The sequence below is a fragment of the Cellulomonas sp. P1_C4 genome (genome assembly GCF_056406355.1).
Genome location: NZ_JBFUAI010000013.1, coordinates 103,829 through 119,324 on the forward strand (window position 1 = coordinate 103,829; position 15,496 = coordinate 119,324).

Annotated in this window: 12 protein-coding genes; 5 read left to right on the plus strand and 7 right to left on the minus strand. The window is 72.6% G+C overall.

Going from position 1 to position 15,496, the window contains the following annotated elements:
• Positions 1 to 17: 17 nt before the first annotated feature.
• Entirely contained in the window at positions 18 to 1,568 is a 1,551-nt protein-coding gene (locus AC1DYZ_RS12005) for a GAF domain-containing sensor histidine kinase (RefSeq protein WP_477065416.1), read from the minus strand.
• 137 nt (positions 1,569 to 1,705) lie between these two features.
• Here AC1DYZ_RS12005 and AC1DYZ_RS12010 point away from each other — a divergent pair, with 137 nt between their 5' ends.
• A complete protein-coding gene (locus AC1DYZ_RS12010; RefSeq protein WP_477065417.1) occupies positions 1,706 to 2,260 on the plus strand; it encodes a flavodoxin family protein in 555 nt (184 codons plus the stop codon).
• Here the strand turns inward: AC1DYZ_RS12010 and AC1DYZ_RS12015 are convergent.
• On the minus strand, positions 2,196 to 2,915 hold the full coding sequence (locus tag AC1DYZ_RS12015) for a response regulator (protein ID WP_477065418.1): 720 nt from the start codon (positions 2,913 to 2,915) through the stop codon (positions 2,196 to 2,198). The two genes, AC1DYZ_RS12010 and AC1DYZ_RS12015, sit on opposite strands and share 65 nt — an antisense overlap.
• Before the next feature lie 4 nt (positions 2,916 to 2,919).
• Entirely contained in the window at positions 2,920 to 4,443 is a 1,524-nt protein-coding gene (locus tag AC1DYZ_RS12020) for a helix-turn-helix domain-containing protein (protein WP_477065419.1), read from the minus strand.
• Positions 4,444 to 4,564: 121 nt separating this feature from the next.
• On the opposite strand from AC1DYZ_RS12020, the gene ppdK reads away from it, so the two are divergent.
• A complete protein-coding gene (gene ppdK / locus AC1DYZ_RS12025) occupies positions 4,565 to 7,270 on the plus strand; it encodes a pyruvate, phosphate dikinase (protein WP_477065420.1) in 2,706 nt (901 codons plus the stop codon).
• Positions 7,271 to 7,315: 45 nt separating this feature from the next.
• Here ppdK and AC1DYZ_RS12030 read toward each other — a convergent pair whose 3' ends face one another.
• The 4 genes from AC1DYZ_RS12030 to AC1DYZ_RS12045 form a co-directional block, all read right to left on the minus strand.
• Positions 7,316 to 9,166, minus strand: a complete 1,851-nt coding sequence (locus AC1DYZ_RS12030; RefSeq protein ID WP_477065421.1) for a bifunctional metallophosphatase/5'-nucleotidase — start codon at positions 9,164 to 9,166, stop codon at positions 7,316 to 7,318.
• Positions 9,167 to 9,279: 113 nt separating this feature from the next.
• Positions 9,280 to 10,263, minus strand: a complete 984-nt coding sequence (locus AC1DYZ_RS12035; protein WP_477065422.1) for a magnesium transporter CorA family protein — start codon at positions 10,261 to 10,263, stop codon at positions 9,280 to 9,282.
• Positions 10,264 to 10,335: 72 nt separating this feature from the next.
• Positions 10,336 to 10,602, minus strand: a complete 267-nt coding sequence (locus AC1DYZ_RS12040; protein WP_477065423.1) for a hypothetical protein — start codon at positions 10,600 to 10,602, stop codon at positions 10,336 to 10,338.
• A gap of 97 nt (positions 10,603 to 10,699) precedes the next feature.
• Positions 10,700 to 11,704, minus strand: a complete 1,005-nt coding sequence (locus AC1DYZ_RS12045) for a glycosyltransferase family 4 protein (RefSeq protein WP_477065424.1) — start codon at positions 11,702 to 11,704, stop codon at positions 10,700 to 10,702.
• 203 nt (positions 11,705 to 11,907) lie between these two features.
• Between AC1DYZ_RS12045 and AC1DYZ_RS12050 the strand changes: the two genes are divergently transcribed.
• From AC1DYZ_RS12050 to AC1DYZ_RS12060, 3 genes are read left to right on the plus strand one after another with little or no spacing between them, the layout of a single operon-like run.
• A complete protein-coding gene (locus AC1DYZ_RS12050) occupies positions 11,908 to 13,038 on the plus strand; it encodes a glycosyltransferase (RefSeq protein WP_477065425.1) in 1,131 nt (376 codons plus the stop codon).
• Entirely contained in the window at positions 13,038 to 14,051 is a 1,014-nt protein-coding gene (locus AC1DYZ_RS12055; protein ID WP_477065426.1) for a glycosyltransferase, read from the plus strand. Before AC1DYZ_RS12050 ends, AC1DYZ_RS12055 begins: the two co-directional genes overlap by 1 nt.
• The gene (locus tag AC1DYZ_RS12060; protein WP_477065427.1) at positions 14,048 to 15,481 is read left to right on the plus strand and encodes a glycoside hydrolase family 130 protein; all 1,434 of its coding nucleotides are present in this window, start codon (positions 14,048 to 14,050) and stop codon (positions 15,479 to 15,481) included. Before AC1DYZ_RS12055 ends, AC1DYZ_RS12060 begins: the two co-directional genes overlap by 4 nt.
• The last annotated feature ends 15 nt before the right edge of the window (positions 15,482 to 15,496 follow it).

Consider the following 15,496-nt stretch of genomic DNA (forward strand, 5'->3'; position numbering starts at 1 on the left):
CGCGGCGCCCGGTCGGCTCAGCCCAGGGGCACCGACCACTGGAGGTGGGTGCCGCCCTGGTCCAGCGCGACCACCCGGAAAGCCCCGCCGCGGCGGGTGGCGCGGTGCTCGAGGTTCGCCAGACCGCTGCGGGCGGCGACGGTCGGCATCCCGACGCCGTCGTCCTGCACCTCGACCAGCAGGTCGAGCCCGACCTCGATGCGGACGACCACCTCATGGGCGTGGGCGTGCCGTGCGACGTTGGCCAGGGCCTCGCGGACGACGGCGACGGCATCCTCGGCGATGTCGTCCGGGACCGTCGCGGTGACGCCGTCGGTGCGCAGACGCGGCAGGAAGCCCAGGCCCCGGCGCGCGTTCACCACCTCGGCGTCGATGCGGTGTCGCAGGCCCGTGCCCGTGGCGCCGCCCCGGGCGCCGAGCCGGAAGATGGTCGTGCGCACGTCCTTGATGGTCTCGTCGAGGTCGTCGACCGCGCCCTCGAGCCGTCGCGCGACCTCGGGCCGCACGGCGTCCTGGGCGGCCCCCTGCACGTCGAGCCCGATGGCGAACAGCCGCTGGATGACCATGTCGTGCAAATCTCGGGCGATCCGCTCGCGCTCCTCCAGCACGGCGAGCCGCGCGCGGTCGGCCTGCGCGTCCGAGACGTCGAGGGCGAGCGCCAGCTGCTCGCCGAATCCCACGAGGCTGGGCAGGTCCACCTGCGGTCCGGACGATCCCGCTTCCGGCCAGAAGATCGCCAGCCCGCCCACCCAGCGCTCGCCGCTGCGCAGGGGGAGTGTGAGCACCCAGGTCGGCCCGGGCTGGTCGACATCGGTGCCGTCGGCCCGGCGCAGGGCCGGCGACCGGCCCGTGAGGTCCCCGGCGAGGGCCGGCGGCAGATCGTCGGCGAGCCCGTACAGGGTCGACGTCGCTGCCTGCGCGCGCTCGCGCACGAGGGTGAGCACCGCTTGCACGGCCTCGTCCGCCGGCAGACCACCGGTGAGCACCGCCGTGGTGGCCGCCGCCGTCTCGAGCCACAGCTCGTGGTCCCGCGCCTGGCGGTAGGCGCGCGCGTGACCGAGCGCCACGCCGGCGGTCGCGGCCAGGGCCACCGCGACCTGCTCGTCACGCGCCGTGAAGTCGACGCCCGCGCCGTCGGTGTCCACCTTGTCGGTCAGGTAGAGGTTGCCGAACACCGCTCCGCGGTCGCGCACCGGCACGCCGAGGAACGTGTGCATCGGGGGGTGGTGCGCGGGGAAGCCGACCGACGAGGGGTGGTCCGCGAGGTCGTGCAGGCGCAGCGGGTGCGGGCTGGTCACGACGTGCCCGAGGACCCCCTTGCCCTCCGGCAGGTGACCGATCAGCCCGGCCGTCTCGTCGTCGATGCCCTGGTGCACGAACTGCTGCAGCCCGCCGTGCTCACCGAGCACCCCGAGGGCTCCGTAGCGGGCACCCGTCAGCCGGCACCCGGCCGCGACGAGCCGCTCGAGGACGGTCGCGATGTCGAGCTCCTCGGACACGGACACGAGGGCGCCCAGCAGCTCCTCGAGCCGGTCGTCGTGCTCCGTTGTGCTCCCGTCCGACCGCATGCACGGAGCATAGGTGCGCCGCGAGCACCCACGGCGCACCAGGGCCCTTCGGCCCTGGGCAGCACGTCCGTGCCGACGAATGCTGGAGCCACACAGAGACGGACACAACGGACGAGACGCACGAGGAGGTGGGGACGATGCGGGCACTGGTGGTGTACGAGTCGTCGTTCGGGAACACGGGTCGGGTGGCGCAGGCCGTGTGGGAGGGGATGTTCAGCCGGATGCCGGACGTCGAGCTCCTCGAGGTCGGCGCGGCACCGCTGCGGCTGTCGCCGGAGCTCGAGCTGCTGGTGGTCGGCGCGCCGACGCAGGCGTTCGGCATGAGCAGGCCGGCCACGCGGGCGGACGCGCAGGTGCAGGCGGGCGCGACGGTGGCGGACGCGACGATCGGCGTGCGCGAGTGGCTCTCGGCGCTCGAGGCGCCCGACCGTCCGGTCCACGCCGCCACGTTCGACACCCGGATCCACAGCCCGCACGTGCCCGGCTCGGCCGCGGTCGGCGCCTGGCGGGTGCTGAGCCACGCGGGGTTCCAGGTGGCGGCGGAGGCGGAGAGCTTCTGGGTCACCGGGATCAAGGGACCCCTGCGCGACGGCGAGCTCGACCGGGCCCGCGCGTGGGGCGTCGGCCTCACCGGCCTGCTGCTGGGCCTGCGTCCGATCGACCCCGGCCAGCTCCGGGCGGGGGCTCGCTGAGGTCCGTCGCCTCCGGGTGCTGGCGGTGCTGCTCCGTGATGAACAGCGCCGCCTGCGTCCGTCCGCGCACCTCGATCTTGGCGAGCAGGCTCGAGATGTAGTTCTTCACGGTCTTCTCCGCCAGGAACATGCGGTCGGCGATCTCGCGGTTGGTCAGGCCCTCACCGATGAGGTCGAGCACGGCGCTCTCCTGGGCGGTGAGCAGGTCGAGCCGGGCATCGTGGCGTCGTGACTCGCGGAGCCGTTCGACGACGCGAGCGGTGGTGGCGGGATCGAGCAGATCCCGGCCGGCGGCGACGAGCCGGATCGAGTCGAGGAGCTGGGGCCCGCGGATCTCCTTGAGCACGTAGCCGGCCGCGCCGGCGGTGATCGCGGCGAGGAGCGCCTCGTCGTCCTCGTACGACGTGAGCATGAGACAGCGGACCCGCGGGGCCGACGAGGCCAGCTCCCGGCAGACCTCCACGCCGCTGCCGTCGGGCAGCCGCACGTCGAGGAGCGCGACGTCGGCGTCGGTGTGCGGGACCCGGGCGAGGGCTTCGTGCGCGGTGGACGCCTCGCCGACCACCGCCATGTCGGGTTCCGCGTCGATCAGGCGCAGCAGCCCCTGCCGCACCACCTCGTGGTCGTCCAGTACGAACACCCGGATCACCGCCATGAGGTCACTGTGCACCCGTCGAGGCCGGTGCGTGACCCCCGGCGTGCCGGTCCAGGAACGCGTACACCTCGGCGTCCTCGACGCCGGGGAACGAGCCGGTCGGCAGCGGGGACAGCACGTGCGCGTGCACCGCGGCGCTCGGCCAGGCGTGCTGCGCCCACCGGGCCGCGAGAGCCGGGTCCGCCTGGCGGCAGCACGAGGGGTCGGGACAGCGGGACTCGCGCCGGGTCGACGTGTCCCGGCCGCGGAACCACTTGGCCGCGGAGAACGGCACGCCCACGGTGATGGAGAAGCCCCCGGCCGAGGTCGACCCGGTCTGGGTTGTGCACCAGAACGTGCCCTCGGGGGTGTCCGTGTACTGGTAGTACTCCGTGGCCCGGTTCCGCCGGGTGAACGCCGACCGCGCGGCCCACTCGCGGCACACCACCTGGCCCTCGATCGCGCCGGTCCCGTCCGTGGGGAAGCGGACGGCATCGTTCTCGTAGCCCTTGAACAGCGTCCCGTCGTCCGCCACGCGCAGGAAGTGCAGGCGGATGTCGAGGTGCTCGGTGAGCAGGTTGGTGAGCCGCTGCGCCGCCGCCTCGTGCGTGACCCCGAAGGCGTCGCGGAAGTCCTCGACCGCCAGCTCCTTGCGCCGCTTGGCCCCCTCGAGGTGCGCGACCGCCGCCGTCCGCGGCATCAGGCATGCGGCTGCGAAGTAGGTGATCTCCACCCGCTGGCGCAGGAAGTCGGCATAGCTGCGCGGCGTGGAGTGGGCGAGCACCCGGTGCGCGATCGCCTGCAGCGCGAGCGAGCGCAGGCCGTGGCCGCCGGGGATCGACGCCGGCGGCAGGTAGATGCGGCCGTTGGCGAGGTCGGTGACCGTGCGCGTCGAGTGCGGCAGGTCGTCGACGTGGAGCAGCGAGAAGCCGAGGTCCTCCGCCATCTGCGCGACCGCGCTGTGCGTGAGGGCGCCCGTGGTGTAGCCGGCGCGGCGGACCAGGTCCTCGGCGGCCTCCTCGATCTCCGGGAGGTGGTTGTTGCGCTGCCGCATCCAGAGCCGCAGCGCGGTCGTCGCCCGGCGCGCCTCCTGCGGGGTCGCGATGGCGGCGTCCTCGCGCCGGGCCAGCTCGCGGTGCAGACCCACGAGCGCCTCGAGCGCCTCCGTCGGCAGGTTCTTGGCCGGGCGGACGGTCGGGAGGCCGAGTGCGGCGTAGGCGCCGGAGCCCTGCGACCGGTCGAGCTCGATCTCGAGGGCGGCGCGACGCGACGGCGGTGTGGTGTCGAGCAGGTCGGTGGTCGTCGTGCCCAGCGCCCCCGCGAGGGACTGCAGCAGGCTCAGGCGCGGTTCGCGTCGGCCGTTCTCGACGAGGGACAGCTGGCTCGCCGTGCTGCCCACCTGCCGACCGAGCTCGTCGAGCGTCAGCCCGCGCTCCGTCCGGGCGTGCCGGATGCGGCGGCCGAGCATGAGCAGCTGGCTGCCCGTCGTCGCCGGCCCGCGCGGGTCGGCGGGCAGGTCGATGACGGGTCGGGGGGAGCTCGTCGTCATGGCGTTGACAGTAGGGCAAGAAGTGCTGATCTTGACGGCCTTGCACCGTTGAATTCGGTCCTGTGGCCGCCGGATGCTGAAGGAAGTGGGAAATCCCCGCATCCGACGACAGGAGTGCCCCATGGCCCGCTACGTCTCCCGGTTCCGCGACGGCGACAAGGACCAGAAGGACCTGCTGGGCGGCAAGGGCGCCAACCTCGCGGAGATGACCAACCTCGACCTGCCCGTCCCGCCGGGGTTCACCATCACCACCGAGGCGTGCCGCGCCTACATGCGGGACGGGCACGTCCCGCCCGAGCTCCGGGTCGAGGTGACGCTGGCCGTCCGGGAGATCGAGGACACGCTCGGACGGCGGCTGGGGGACTTCCACGAGCCGCTGCTGGTCTCCGTCCGGTCCGGGGCCAAGTTCTCGATGCCCGGAATGATGGAGACGGTCCTCAACATCGGGCTCAACGACGCGTCCGTGAAGGGGCTCACCGAGTTCTCAGGCGACGAGCGGTTCGCCTGGGACTCCTACCGGCGGCTGATCCAGATGTTCGGCAAGACCGTCCTCGGGATCGACGGCGAGCTGTTCGCGACGGCGCTGGACGAGCGCAAGGCGGCGGTGGGTGCGGCCACCGACGTGGACCTGTCGGCACAGGACCTGCGCGTGCTCGTGCAGACGTTCAAGGAGATCGTCGTCGAGCGGACCGGCCGCGAGTTCCCGCAGCACCCGCGCGAGCAGCTCGACCTGGCCATCGAGGCCGTCCTGGACTCGTGGAACACGGACCGTGCGCGGCTCTACCGGCGCCGCGAGCGCATCCCGAACGACCTCGGCACGGCCGTCAACGTGGTGAGCATGGTGTTCGGCAACCTCGGCGAGACGTCGGGTACGGGCGTCTGCTTCACGCGGGACCCGTCGACCGGTGAGACGGGCGTGTACGGCGACTACCTGCCCAACGCGCAGGGCGAAGACGTGGTCGCAGGCATCCGCAACACCCTGCCCCTGGCGGAGCTGGCGCTGCTGGACCCGGCGTCGTACGACGCGCTGCTCCACGCGATGCGACGGCTCGAGACCCACTACCGCGACCTGTGCGACATCGAGTTCACCATCGAGCGCGGCAAGCTCTGGCTGCTGCAGACCCGCGTGGGCAAGCGGACGGCCGCCGCCGCGTTCCGGATCGCCACCGAGCTGGTCGACGAGAGCCTCATCACGATGGACGAGGCGATCACGCGCTGCACCGGCGACAAGCTCAGCCAGCTGCTCTTCCCGCAGTTCGACGCGGGCGACGAGAGCACGGCGGAGCAGCTGCTGACCCGCGGGATGCCGGCCTCGCCCGGTGCCGCGGTCGGCGAGATCGTCCTGGACAACGCCCAGGCTCTCGAGCGGACCGCCGCGGGTGCCCACGTGATCCTGGTCCGGCGCGAGACCAACCCGGACGACCTGCAGGGCATGATCGTCGCCGACGGCGTCCTGACGGCGCGCGGTGGCAAGACGTCGCACGCCGCGGTGGTCGCCCGCGGCATGGGCACGTGCGCGGTCGTCGGCGCCGAGGAGCTGGCCGTGGACGAGGCGCGCGGCGAGGTCCGCGTGCGCGACCAGGTGCTGCGGGCGGGGGACACGATCGCGATCGACGGCGCCACGGGCGAGGTGTTCCGGGGCGAGGTCGCGGTGGTCGACTCGCCGGTGATGGTCTACGTCTCCGACGGGCTCGACGCCGGGCTCGCCGCCGCGCGGGACCCCGAGGCCCGCGCCCTCGTGACGTCGGTCGACCGCGTGCTGCGCCACGCCGACTCGGTCCGTCGGCTGCAGGTGCGCACGAACGCCGACACGGCCCTCGACGCCCGCCGCGCGCGGGACCGGGGTGCGCAAGGGGTCGGGCTGTGCCGCACCGAGCACCAGTTCCTGGGCGAGCGGCGGCAGTACATCGAGCGCCTCGTGCTGGCGGACACCGACGACGCCCGGCACGCGGCGCTCGACGCGCTGCTCCCGATGCAGCGCGACGACTTCGCGGGGCTGCTCGAGGCGATGGACGGGTTGCCGACGACCATCCGGCTCATCGACCCGCCGCTGCACGAGTTCTTGCCGGACCTCACGGAGCTGGCGGTGCGGGTCGCCGTGGCCGCGGAGCCCGACCCCCAGGACGTGGCGGTCCTCGCCGCCGTCCGTCGGATGCACGAGCAGAACCCGATGCTCGGGCTGCGCGGCGTCCGCCTCGGGCTGACGCTGCCAGGCCTGTTCGCCCTGCAGGTCCGGGCGATCGCCGAGGCAACCGTGCAGCTGCGCCGGGCCGGGCTCGACCCGCGGCCCGAGATCATGGTGCCGCTCGTCGGGTCCGTCCGGGAGCTGCAGCTGGTGCGCGAGGAGGCCGAGCGCGTGCTGGCCGAGGTCTCCGAGGCGTCGGGCGTCCCGCTCGATGTGCCCATCGGCTGCATGATCGAGCTGCCGCGGGCGGCGCTGACCGCGCACCGCATCGCCGAGGAGGCCGACTTCTTCTCGTTCGGCACCAACGACCTCACGCAGACCACGTGGGGGTTCTCGCGCGACGACGTCGAGCGGGCGTTCTTCGCCGACTACCTGCAGAACGGGGTGCTGACGATCTCCCCGTTCGAGACGCTGGACGCCGACGGGGTGGGCGCGCTGGTGCGGGCCGGGGTCGAGGGCGGGCGGGCGACCAAGCCCGGGCTGCACCTCGGGGTCTGCGGCGAGCACGGGGGAGACCCCGAGTCGATCCACTTCTTCCATGACGTCGGGCTGGACTACGTGTCCTGCTCGCCGTTCCGGGTGCCGATCGCTCGCCTCGAGGCCGGCCGCGCGGCAGTGTCGTCCAGCCGGGGCGCGGCCTGAGCACGACGAGGGCGCCGGGGGAGCCCCGGCGCCCTCGTCACGGTGCTACGGCGTGACGGTCAGCGGCATCCCGCCGGACGTCAGCTGCCAGTCGGGGTTGGTCGACGAGAACACCGTCGGGTCCACCACCTGGTGGGCCGTCACCCAGTCGATGAGCAGCTGCCGGATCTCCACCTGCCGGTTGTAGACGACGGGGGCACCGACCACGCCCGGGAAGTTGCCACCGCCCGACTGCCGGTAGTTGTTGATCGCGACGACGAACTGCTGCGTGTCGGTGACCGGGACGCCCCCGTAGGCGAGGCCCGTGATCCGGCTGCCGACGGGCTTCGCCAGGTCGATGTCGTAGGTCAGCGGCTGGTCGAGGCCACCCATGACGTCGTAGTTGTAGTCCGGCGTCCCGGTGGGAGCCGTCGGCGTCACCGCGTTGGTGAGGTCGGCGGCCGCGTAGGTGCCGGGGGTCGGCGCCGCCTTGAAGTACTCCGCCGACTTCTCCAGGTACGCCTTCACCTGCGCGCCCGTGAGCTTGATGCCCAGGAGCGTGTTGTCGTAGATGTACAGCCCGGCGATGTCGCGCACCGAGACGTCGCCCTGCGGGATGGCGGCGTCCTTGTTGAAGGGCGCGGCGATGGACAGCACGGGCAGTGCGGCGTCGGCACCCGTGAGCTCGGCCTTCACGGCCCCGGCCTCCACGTAGTTGATGAAGTCGAGCGCCGCCGTGTCCTCGTAGCGCGCCGTCGCGGCCGACATGGCCTCGGTCGACGTGCCGATGACGCCGTTGACGTAGTCGACGACCTTCTGGTGGTCCGCCTGGAGCAGGCTGACGATCTTCGGGTCCTCGGCGACCGTGTTCGAGTTGAGCACCTTCGCGCCCACCGACTGCACGGTCCACTGGCCGCGGGCGAAGGACAGGTCGATGTCGAACACCGACAGCCGCTCACCCCACTTCAGCGGCTCCGACAGCACGACCGGCTTGCCGGTGGCCACGTTGGTGACGGTCCGGGACGCGATCTCCTGGTGCGCGTGGCCGACGAGGATCGCGTCGATGCCGGGCACCTGCTGCGCCACGAGGGTCGAGGCGTTCTCGGGGAACGGTAGCGTGTCGCCGTACGACGAGGAGGTGTCGGCGCCCGAGTGTGCGGCGACGATGACGACGTCGGCGCCCGCGCGCTTCATCTCGGGCACGTACTTCTTGGCCTGCTCGACCAGCCCGTCGAAGTGCATCTTGCCCTCGACGTTCGCCTTGTCCCAGATCGCGATGCCCGGGTTGGTCAGGCCGAGGATGCCCACCTGGATCGGCTTGCCGTGCGCCGGCTTGACGGTCTTGATGACGTAGGGCTTGAAGGCCGGCTTGCCCGTGCCGTCGTCCAGCGCGTTCGCCGCGAGCAGCGGGAAGTCGAGCTGCTTCTCGAACGTGCGCAGGTACGGGATGCCGTAGTTGAACTCGTGGTTGCCCACCGCGGCGGCGTCGTAGCCGATCGCGTTCATGGCGGCCGCCATGGGGTGCTCGACGCTCTTCGAGATCGGTTGGATCTTGGCGAAGTAGTAGGCCAGGGACGTCCCCTGGATGGTGTCGCCCGCGTCGATGAGGAGCGTGTTCGACTCCCCGCGGTCGGCGCGGACCTGGTTCACCAGCGTCGACACCTTGGCCAGGCCCACGTCGTTGTGGGCGCTGTCGTCGTACTCCGCGTTCTTGAAGTAGTCCCAGTTCAGGGCGTTGCCGTGCAGGTCCGTGGTCCCCATGACGGTCAGCCGGAAGTCGTTCGAGCCGCCGTTCCCGTGCTCGTTGCCGGCCATCGCCGGTGTGGCCATGGCGACGACGAGCGCCGTGGCTGCTGCCACCGTGCCCGCCCTCAGGCCCAGCCGGCCTCTGCCGTGCTGCAGGACATTGATACCCATGCCGGAGTCCTCCCGTGCTGTCGGTTCTGCACCGGGTTGCGGTGCCCCGGGCACGGTAGCGGCTCCAAGTGACATTGACACCTCTGGCGGGTGACGGGCGCGTTGACTCCGGCTCACCACCAGCCTTGGCGCTTCGCCCACCACAGGAGGCCGCCGGACATCGCGACCATGACCGTGAGCGCGATGGTCAACGGGATCGGGACCGTGTGGCTGTTCACGATCATGTTCATGCCGAGGACCGACGCCAGGGCGGTGATCGGCAGGGTGACCACGGCGATCACGGCGAGCCGCTCGGCGGCGATGGTCATCTTCGTCTCGGTGCGGGTCCGGTAGAACTCGATGACGCCCTGCAGGTACTCCTTCTCCTCCCCGGCCAGGCCCGCGATGCGGTCGAACTGGTTGACCAGGTCGCCGACGAGGTGCCGGCTCTCCTCGGGCACGGCGCGGGGGAGGCCCACGAGGCGGCGGTAGATCTCGGCGGTCTGCGCGGCGATGGTCTTCACCGCCAGGAGGCCGTGTCTCGTCCGGAACATCTGGTCGAGGAACTTCTCGGGGTTGTCGTACGCGCCGTCGGTGACCCGCCGCTCGAGCTCCCAGACGTCGGCGGTGAGATCCTCGACGAACTTCTCCATGCGCCGCGTGAGCGCCGACACGATCGCGTGCGAGATGTCGAAGGACGTGCGCGGCTTCAGCCGGCCGGACCTGATGCGCTCGAGGACCTCGCGGGTGTCGCGCAGAGGCACGTCGGGCGCGACCGCGGGGTTGACCGGCCCGTGCACGGTGACCAGAAAACGGGGACCGATCAGCCGGTCGAGCTCGACGTGGTGGACGTGCCCGCCGACCCCACGCTCGGGGGCGTGCAGCACGAGGAACAGCGAGCTCGGGTACGCGTGCAGCTTGGGCAGCCGGTTGCGTACCTCGCAGTCGTGCACCGCGAGGGGGTGCATCCCGAACACCGTCGTCAGGACCTCGGCGGCCTGCGGCGACCATTCCGGGATGTCGACCCAGACGATGCCGTGCCGCCCGGTGAGCAGCTCGGGGAGCTCGTCGACGGCGCACTCGCGCACCCCGTCGTCGGTGATGAGGTGCACGTCCACGATCGGCCTCCCGGTTGCCCTGCGGCCATCATGCCCGGGGTCGTGGGGCCGCCGAGGGCGGTATCGCTGAGGTCAGCGGAGGTCGTCCGACTCGATCTGCTCGGCCTCCGTCGTGTGGTGCCAGGTCTGGGTGGTCGTGCCGCCGACCCCGTCGGCCTCGATCTTCTCGGCCTCGGTCGTGTGCACGTCCGGGGCGTCGGGGCCGCGGAGCCCGTCGGCCTCGATCTTCTCGGCGTCGGTGGTCAGGTCGACGACGTCGTCGACCCCTCGAGGAAGTCCGTCGGCCTTGATCTTCGCCGCCTCGGTGGTCTCGAGCTCGGTGTCGTCTTCGCGAGTCATGACGTGTTCCTTCGTCCTGCTGTGCCTACCGTCGTGGCGCCGGGTCGGCGCCACTCCCAGTGTGCGTCTCCGGGGGCCCGGCCGCGCGTCGCCGACGTCACCGGTTCGATGCCGCGACCCGCGCGAAGAGCGCCTCGTACTCGTCGACCATGCGATCGGCGCTGAAGCGGGTCTCTGCGTCGCGCCGGCAGGCGGTCCTCTCGATCGTCGACAGCCGCTCGACCGCGGCGACGGCGTGGTCCGCGTCGCGCACGAGGAAGCCGGTGACGCCGTCGCGGACCAGCTCGGGCATGGAGCCCCGCGGGGTGGCGATCACGGGTGTCCCGGCGGCGAGCGCCTCCACCACCGACAGCCCGAAGGGCTCCTCGAAGTCGATGAGGTGCAGCAGGGCCGCCGCGCCGCCGAGCAGCGCGTCCCGCTCGTCCGGCCCGACCGACCCGACGAACCGCACGCGGTCCCCATCGACGTGGGGCTCGACGAGCGAGCGGAAGTACGGCTCGTCGTGCACCACGCCGGCGACGACGAGCGGCATCCCGGCCCGCCGGGCGACCTCGATCGCCACGTGGGTGCCCTTGTCGGGGTGGATGCGGCCGAGGAACAGGAGGTAGCCGCCGTCGCCGCGGCCGGGGGAGAACTGCGAAAGGTCGAGCCCGTGGTGGATGGTCGACGCGTAGGTGAGGTCCGGGTGCCGGTCCGAGTCGCTGATCGACACGTAGCGCGCGACGTCGTCGTAGGCGCGGTAGACCCGCACGACCCGTTCCGACGAGAAGCCGTGGACGGTGGTCACCACGGGCGTCGCGACGAGCCGGCTGTAGGTCAGCGGGAGGAAGTCGAACTGGTTGGAGATCACGTCGAACCGCGGGGCCCGCTCGAACACCGCCGCGATGTGCAGGGACTCGCACACCTTGACGTCGATCGTCGGGTCCTCCTCGTAGCCCGTCGGCGCCTCGGCGTGCAGGCGTGCGCGCGTCTGCGAGTCGGCCGTCGCGAAGAGCGTGACCTCGTGCCCGCGGGCGACCAGCCCCTCCGCGAGGGTCGAGGCCACCTGCTCCCATGGCCCGTACGAGCGGGGCGGCGTGCGGTGGGCGATCGAGGCGAGCACGGCGATCCTGACGGGGTGCCTCCACGGCTGGCGCAGTCGGACGTCCCGGAAGGGCGCCGACCGCGACTGGTAGCCTAGCCACGCGGTGCCAGGCCCGGCCGAGACGCAGCCGGTGGGCCAGGACGCCCGGGGATGTCGATCAGGCCCCGCCCGAGGTCGGTAGCGCACTCCGCTGCGAAGCATCACCAGCGCGAAGGGCCTTCATGGCCATCAGATTCGGCGTCCTCAGCACTTTCCCCCCCACGCAGTGCGGCCTCGCCACGTTCTCGGCGGCGCTCGCCACGCACCTGGTCGACCGCGGCGCCGACGTCTCCGTCGTCCGCGTCGTCGACAGCCTTCAGCCCCCGGTGCCCCTCGTGTCCCACCAGCTGGTGACCGGGGCACCGGACGAGGCGCGGGCCGCGGCCGCGGCGCTCAACGCGTGCGACGTCGCGCTCGTCCAGCACGAGTACGGCATCTTCGGCGGCGCCGACGGCGAGGACGTCCTGGACGTCCTGGCGCGCGTGCGCGTCCCCGTCATCACCGTCCTGCACACCGTCCTGGCCCACCCGACGCCGCACCAGCACGAGGTGCTCGCGCGGGTCGTCGCCGCGTCGTCGGTCACCGTGACGATGACCGAGGCCGGCCGCCAGCGGCTCGTCGCCGGCTGGGGCGTGGATCCGTCGTCCGTCGTCGTCATCGCGCACGGCGCGCGGGACGACCGGGGGCACGACGCGACGATCACGCCGTCACGCACGGCGCCCACGATCCTGACCTGGGGGCTGCTCGGCGAGGGCAAGGGCATCGAGTGGGCGCTGGAGGCACTCGCCGGGCTCGGCGACCTGCGCCCGCGGCCGACCTATCGGATCGTCGGCGAGACGCACCCGAAGGTCCTCGAGCGGGACGGCGAGAGGTACCGCCGGCGCCTCGAGGGCCTGGTCGACCGGCTGGACCTCGCGAGCATGGTCCAGTTCGACGCCCGGTACCTCGACGTCCCGACGTTGCAGCGCATCGTGCGTGCGGCGGACGTCGTGCTCCTCCCGTACGACTCCCCGGACCAGGTGACGTCGGGCGTGCTGACCGAGGCCGTGGTCGCGGGCAAGCCGGTGGTGTCCACCGCGTTCCCGCACGCCGTCGAGCTGCTGTCCGGGGGCGCGGGGATCCTCGTGCCGCGCCGCGACCCGGCGGCGATCCGCGACGCGCTGCGGCGCGTGCTCACCGAGCCCGGCCTCGCGGCGTCGATGGCGGCCACCTCCCGCGCGATCGCGCCCAGCCTGCTGTGGACGGCGGTCGCCGAGCAGTACGTGGAGCTCGGGGCCGGCCTCCTGCACGCCCGCGCGCTGTCGGCCGCCTGATGTATCCGACACCGGTCTTCGACCACCTCGCGCACCTGAGCACGCCGATCGGGCTGTTCGAGCACGCGCTGCTCACCGAGCCCCGGCCCGAGCACGGCTACTGCCTCGACGACGTCGCTCGTGGCCTTGTCGTGACGGCCCGCCAGCCGCACCCGACGCCGCAGGTCGAGGGCCTCACGGCGACCTACCTGCGCTTCACGCTCTTCGCCCAGGACGGCCTCGGGCGGTTCCACAACCGCCGCGACCTCGCGGGCCGATGGACCGATTGCGCCAGCGTGGAGGACCACTGGGGCCGCGCGCTGTGGGCGCTGGGCACCGCCGCGCGCGCGACGCCGGACGCCCGCGTGCGGTCGGCCGCCCTCGACGGTGCGGTCGTGAGCCTCCAGCAGCGCTCGCCCTGGTGGCACGCCATGGCCTATGCGGCGCTGGGCGCAGCCGAGGTGCTGGACGTGCAGCCCGCCAACCGCGCCGCCCTCGGGCTGCTCACGGACGCCCGCGACCTGCTCGCGCGGCCGATGGATCGGTCGTGGCCCTGGCCCGACGCGCGACTCACCTACGCCAACGCGGTGCTGCCCGAGGCGCTGGTCGCCATCGGGACCGCGTTGGGCGACGACGACACCCTGCAGGCCGGGCTCGACCTTCTGCACTGGCTCGTCGAGGAGGAGACCCACGACGGGCACCTCTCGATGACCCCGGTCGGCGGTCGGCAGGACGGCGACGACCGGCCCGGGTTCGACCAGCAGCCCATCGAGGTCGCGGCTCTGGCCGAGGCGTGCTGGCGGGCGTTCCGCGCGACGCGGCAGGAGGTCTGGCTCGCGTACCTGGACCGCTGCGTCGGGTGGTTCCTCGGCGACAACGACACCGGCATGGCGCTCTACGACGAGGTGTCCGGCGGCGGGTACGACGGCCTGCACGCGCACGGCGTCAACGAGAACCAGGGCGCCGAGTCGACACTGGCCGCGCTCTCGACCCTGCAGCTCGGCCGACTCGCGCTGGTCCAGGCGGTCGCGTGACGATCGTCGAGGCGGGCCCGCTCGTCCGGCGCACCGGCCACGTGCTGCGGCCGGACGCGACGAGGGTGGTCAGCACGCCGTTCCTGCCTGGCGAGGAGATCTTCGGCGCCGGCGTCTCGCGCAGGGCCGCGGTCCTCGCGCGCCTCCTGGCCCTGCCCGACGCCGAGGTGGACGCCGCGCTCATCGACGTCCTGACGAGGTTCAGCGCGCGGCACGAGGACCTCGTCGGGCTGCTCGACTCGCGCTTCGCAATGGTCGCCGGCCTTCTCGACCACGCCGGGTCGCTGTCGCTCGAGCGTCGCCGACTCATCGGCGCGTGCATGAGCCAGGAGTACGCGATCGAGTCCGCGGCGCTGTTCAACCCGTCGATGGTCGCGCACCCCGACCAGGGCGGCCTGCCGCCCGGGAGCACGCGGTTCGTCATGAGCGTCCGCGGCGTGGGCGAGGGCCACGTGTCGTGCGTCGAGCTGCGGACGGGCGTCGTCGACGCCGACGACGAGCTGACGTTCGACACCCCGGGGCCGACGACGACCGTGCCGACCCGGGACACGACGGCGCACTCGCGCGCTGACCTGCGCCGCCAGAACGACGAGCTGGAGGGTGAGCGCGAGGAGGCCGACGCCCTGCTTCTGTCCCTCCCGGAGGTGTTCGCGGCGGAGGCCGTCCGCGGGATCCCGCGGCTGGAGTGGCTGGTCGCCTGCACGTACGACGTCACGTTCCCCGCGGACAGCCGCGTCGACTCCCGCGTGCTGCTGCCGGGGAGCCCGGCGGAGCGCAACGGCATCGAGGACCTCCGTCTGGTCGAGGTCGAGTATGCCGACGGTCGGCGCACCTACCTGGGGACGTACACGGCGTTCGACGGCGAGACGGTCGCGCCGCACCTGGTGGCCACCGACGACTTCGACTCGTTCCGGATGAGCCGGCTCAGCGGCGCCGGGGCGAAGAACAAGGGGATGGCGCTGTTCCCGCGGCGGGTGGGCGGCCAGTACCTCGCCCTGTCGCGCTGGGACCGCGAGAACAACTCCCTGGCTGGGTCCACGGACCTGCAGCACTGGGACGACCTCGGCACGCTGAGCACGCCGGTGCACGCCTGGGAGATCGTCCAGGCCGGGAACTGCGGCTCGCCGATCGAGACGAGTGCCGGCTGGCTGGTCCTCACCCACGGCGTCGGCCCGATGCGTCAGTACGGCATCGGCGCCATGCTCCTCGACCTCGACGACCCGCGCCGCGTGCTCGGCAGCCTGGCGACGCCGCTGCTGACCCCGGCCGCCGACGAGCGCGACGGGTACGTGCCGAACGTCGTCTACTCGTGCGGGTCGCTGCTGCACGGCGACACGCTCGTCCTGCCGTACGGGTGCAGCGACGCCGCCGTGAGGGTCGCGCTGGTGGACGTGCCGCAGCTCCTCGAGCGGATCCTGCGTGGTCCCTGACCGGTCGTGCTGCGC

What these genes read in the sequence shown, in the direction of transcription:
- AC1DYZ_RS12055 (WP_477065426.1), top strand. Translation starts at nt 13,038, where the DNA reads ATGTATCCGACACCGGTCTTCGACCACCTCGCGCACCTGAGCACGCCG.
- AC1DYZ_RS12005 (WP_477065416.1), bottom strand. Translation starts at nt 1,568, where the DNA reads ATGCGGTCGGACGGGAGCACAACGGAGCACGACGACCGGCTCGAGGAG.
- AC1DYZ_RS12030 (WP_477065421.1), bottom strand. Translation starts at nt 9,166, where the DNA reads ATGGGTATCAATGTCCTGCAGCACGGCAGAGGCCGGCTGGGCCTGAGG.
- AC1DYZ_RS12020 (WP_477065419.1), bottom strand. Translation starts at nt 4,443, where the DNA reads ATGACGACGAGCTCCCCCCGACCCGTCATCGACCTGCCCGCCGACCCG.
- AC1DYZ_RS12050 (WP_477065425.1), top strand. Translation starts at nt 11,908, where the DNA reads ATGGCCATCAGATTCGGCGTCCTCAGCACTTTCCCCCCCACGCAGTGC.
- AC1DYZ_RS12010 (WP_477065417.1), top strand. Translation starts at nt 1,706, where the DNA reads ATGCGGGCACTGGTGGTGTACGAGTCGTCGTTCGGGAACACGGGTCGG.
- ppdK (WP_477065420.1), top strand. Translation starts at nt 4,565, where the DNA reads ATGGCCCGCTACGTCTCCCGGTTCCGCGACGGCGACAAGGACCAGAAG.
- AC1DYZ_RS12040 (WP_477065423.1), bottom strand. Translation starts at nt 10,602, where the DNA reads ATGACTCGCGAAGACGACACCGAGCTCGAGACCACCGAGGCGGCGAAG.
- AC1DYZ_RS12015 (WP_477065418.1), bottom strand. Translation starts at nt 2,915, where the DNA reads ATGGCGGTGATCCGGGTGTTCGTACTGGACGACCACGAGGTGGTGCGG.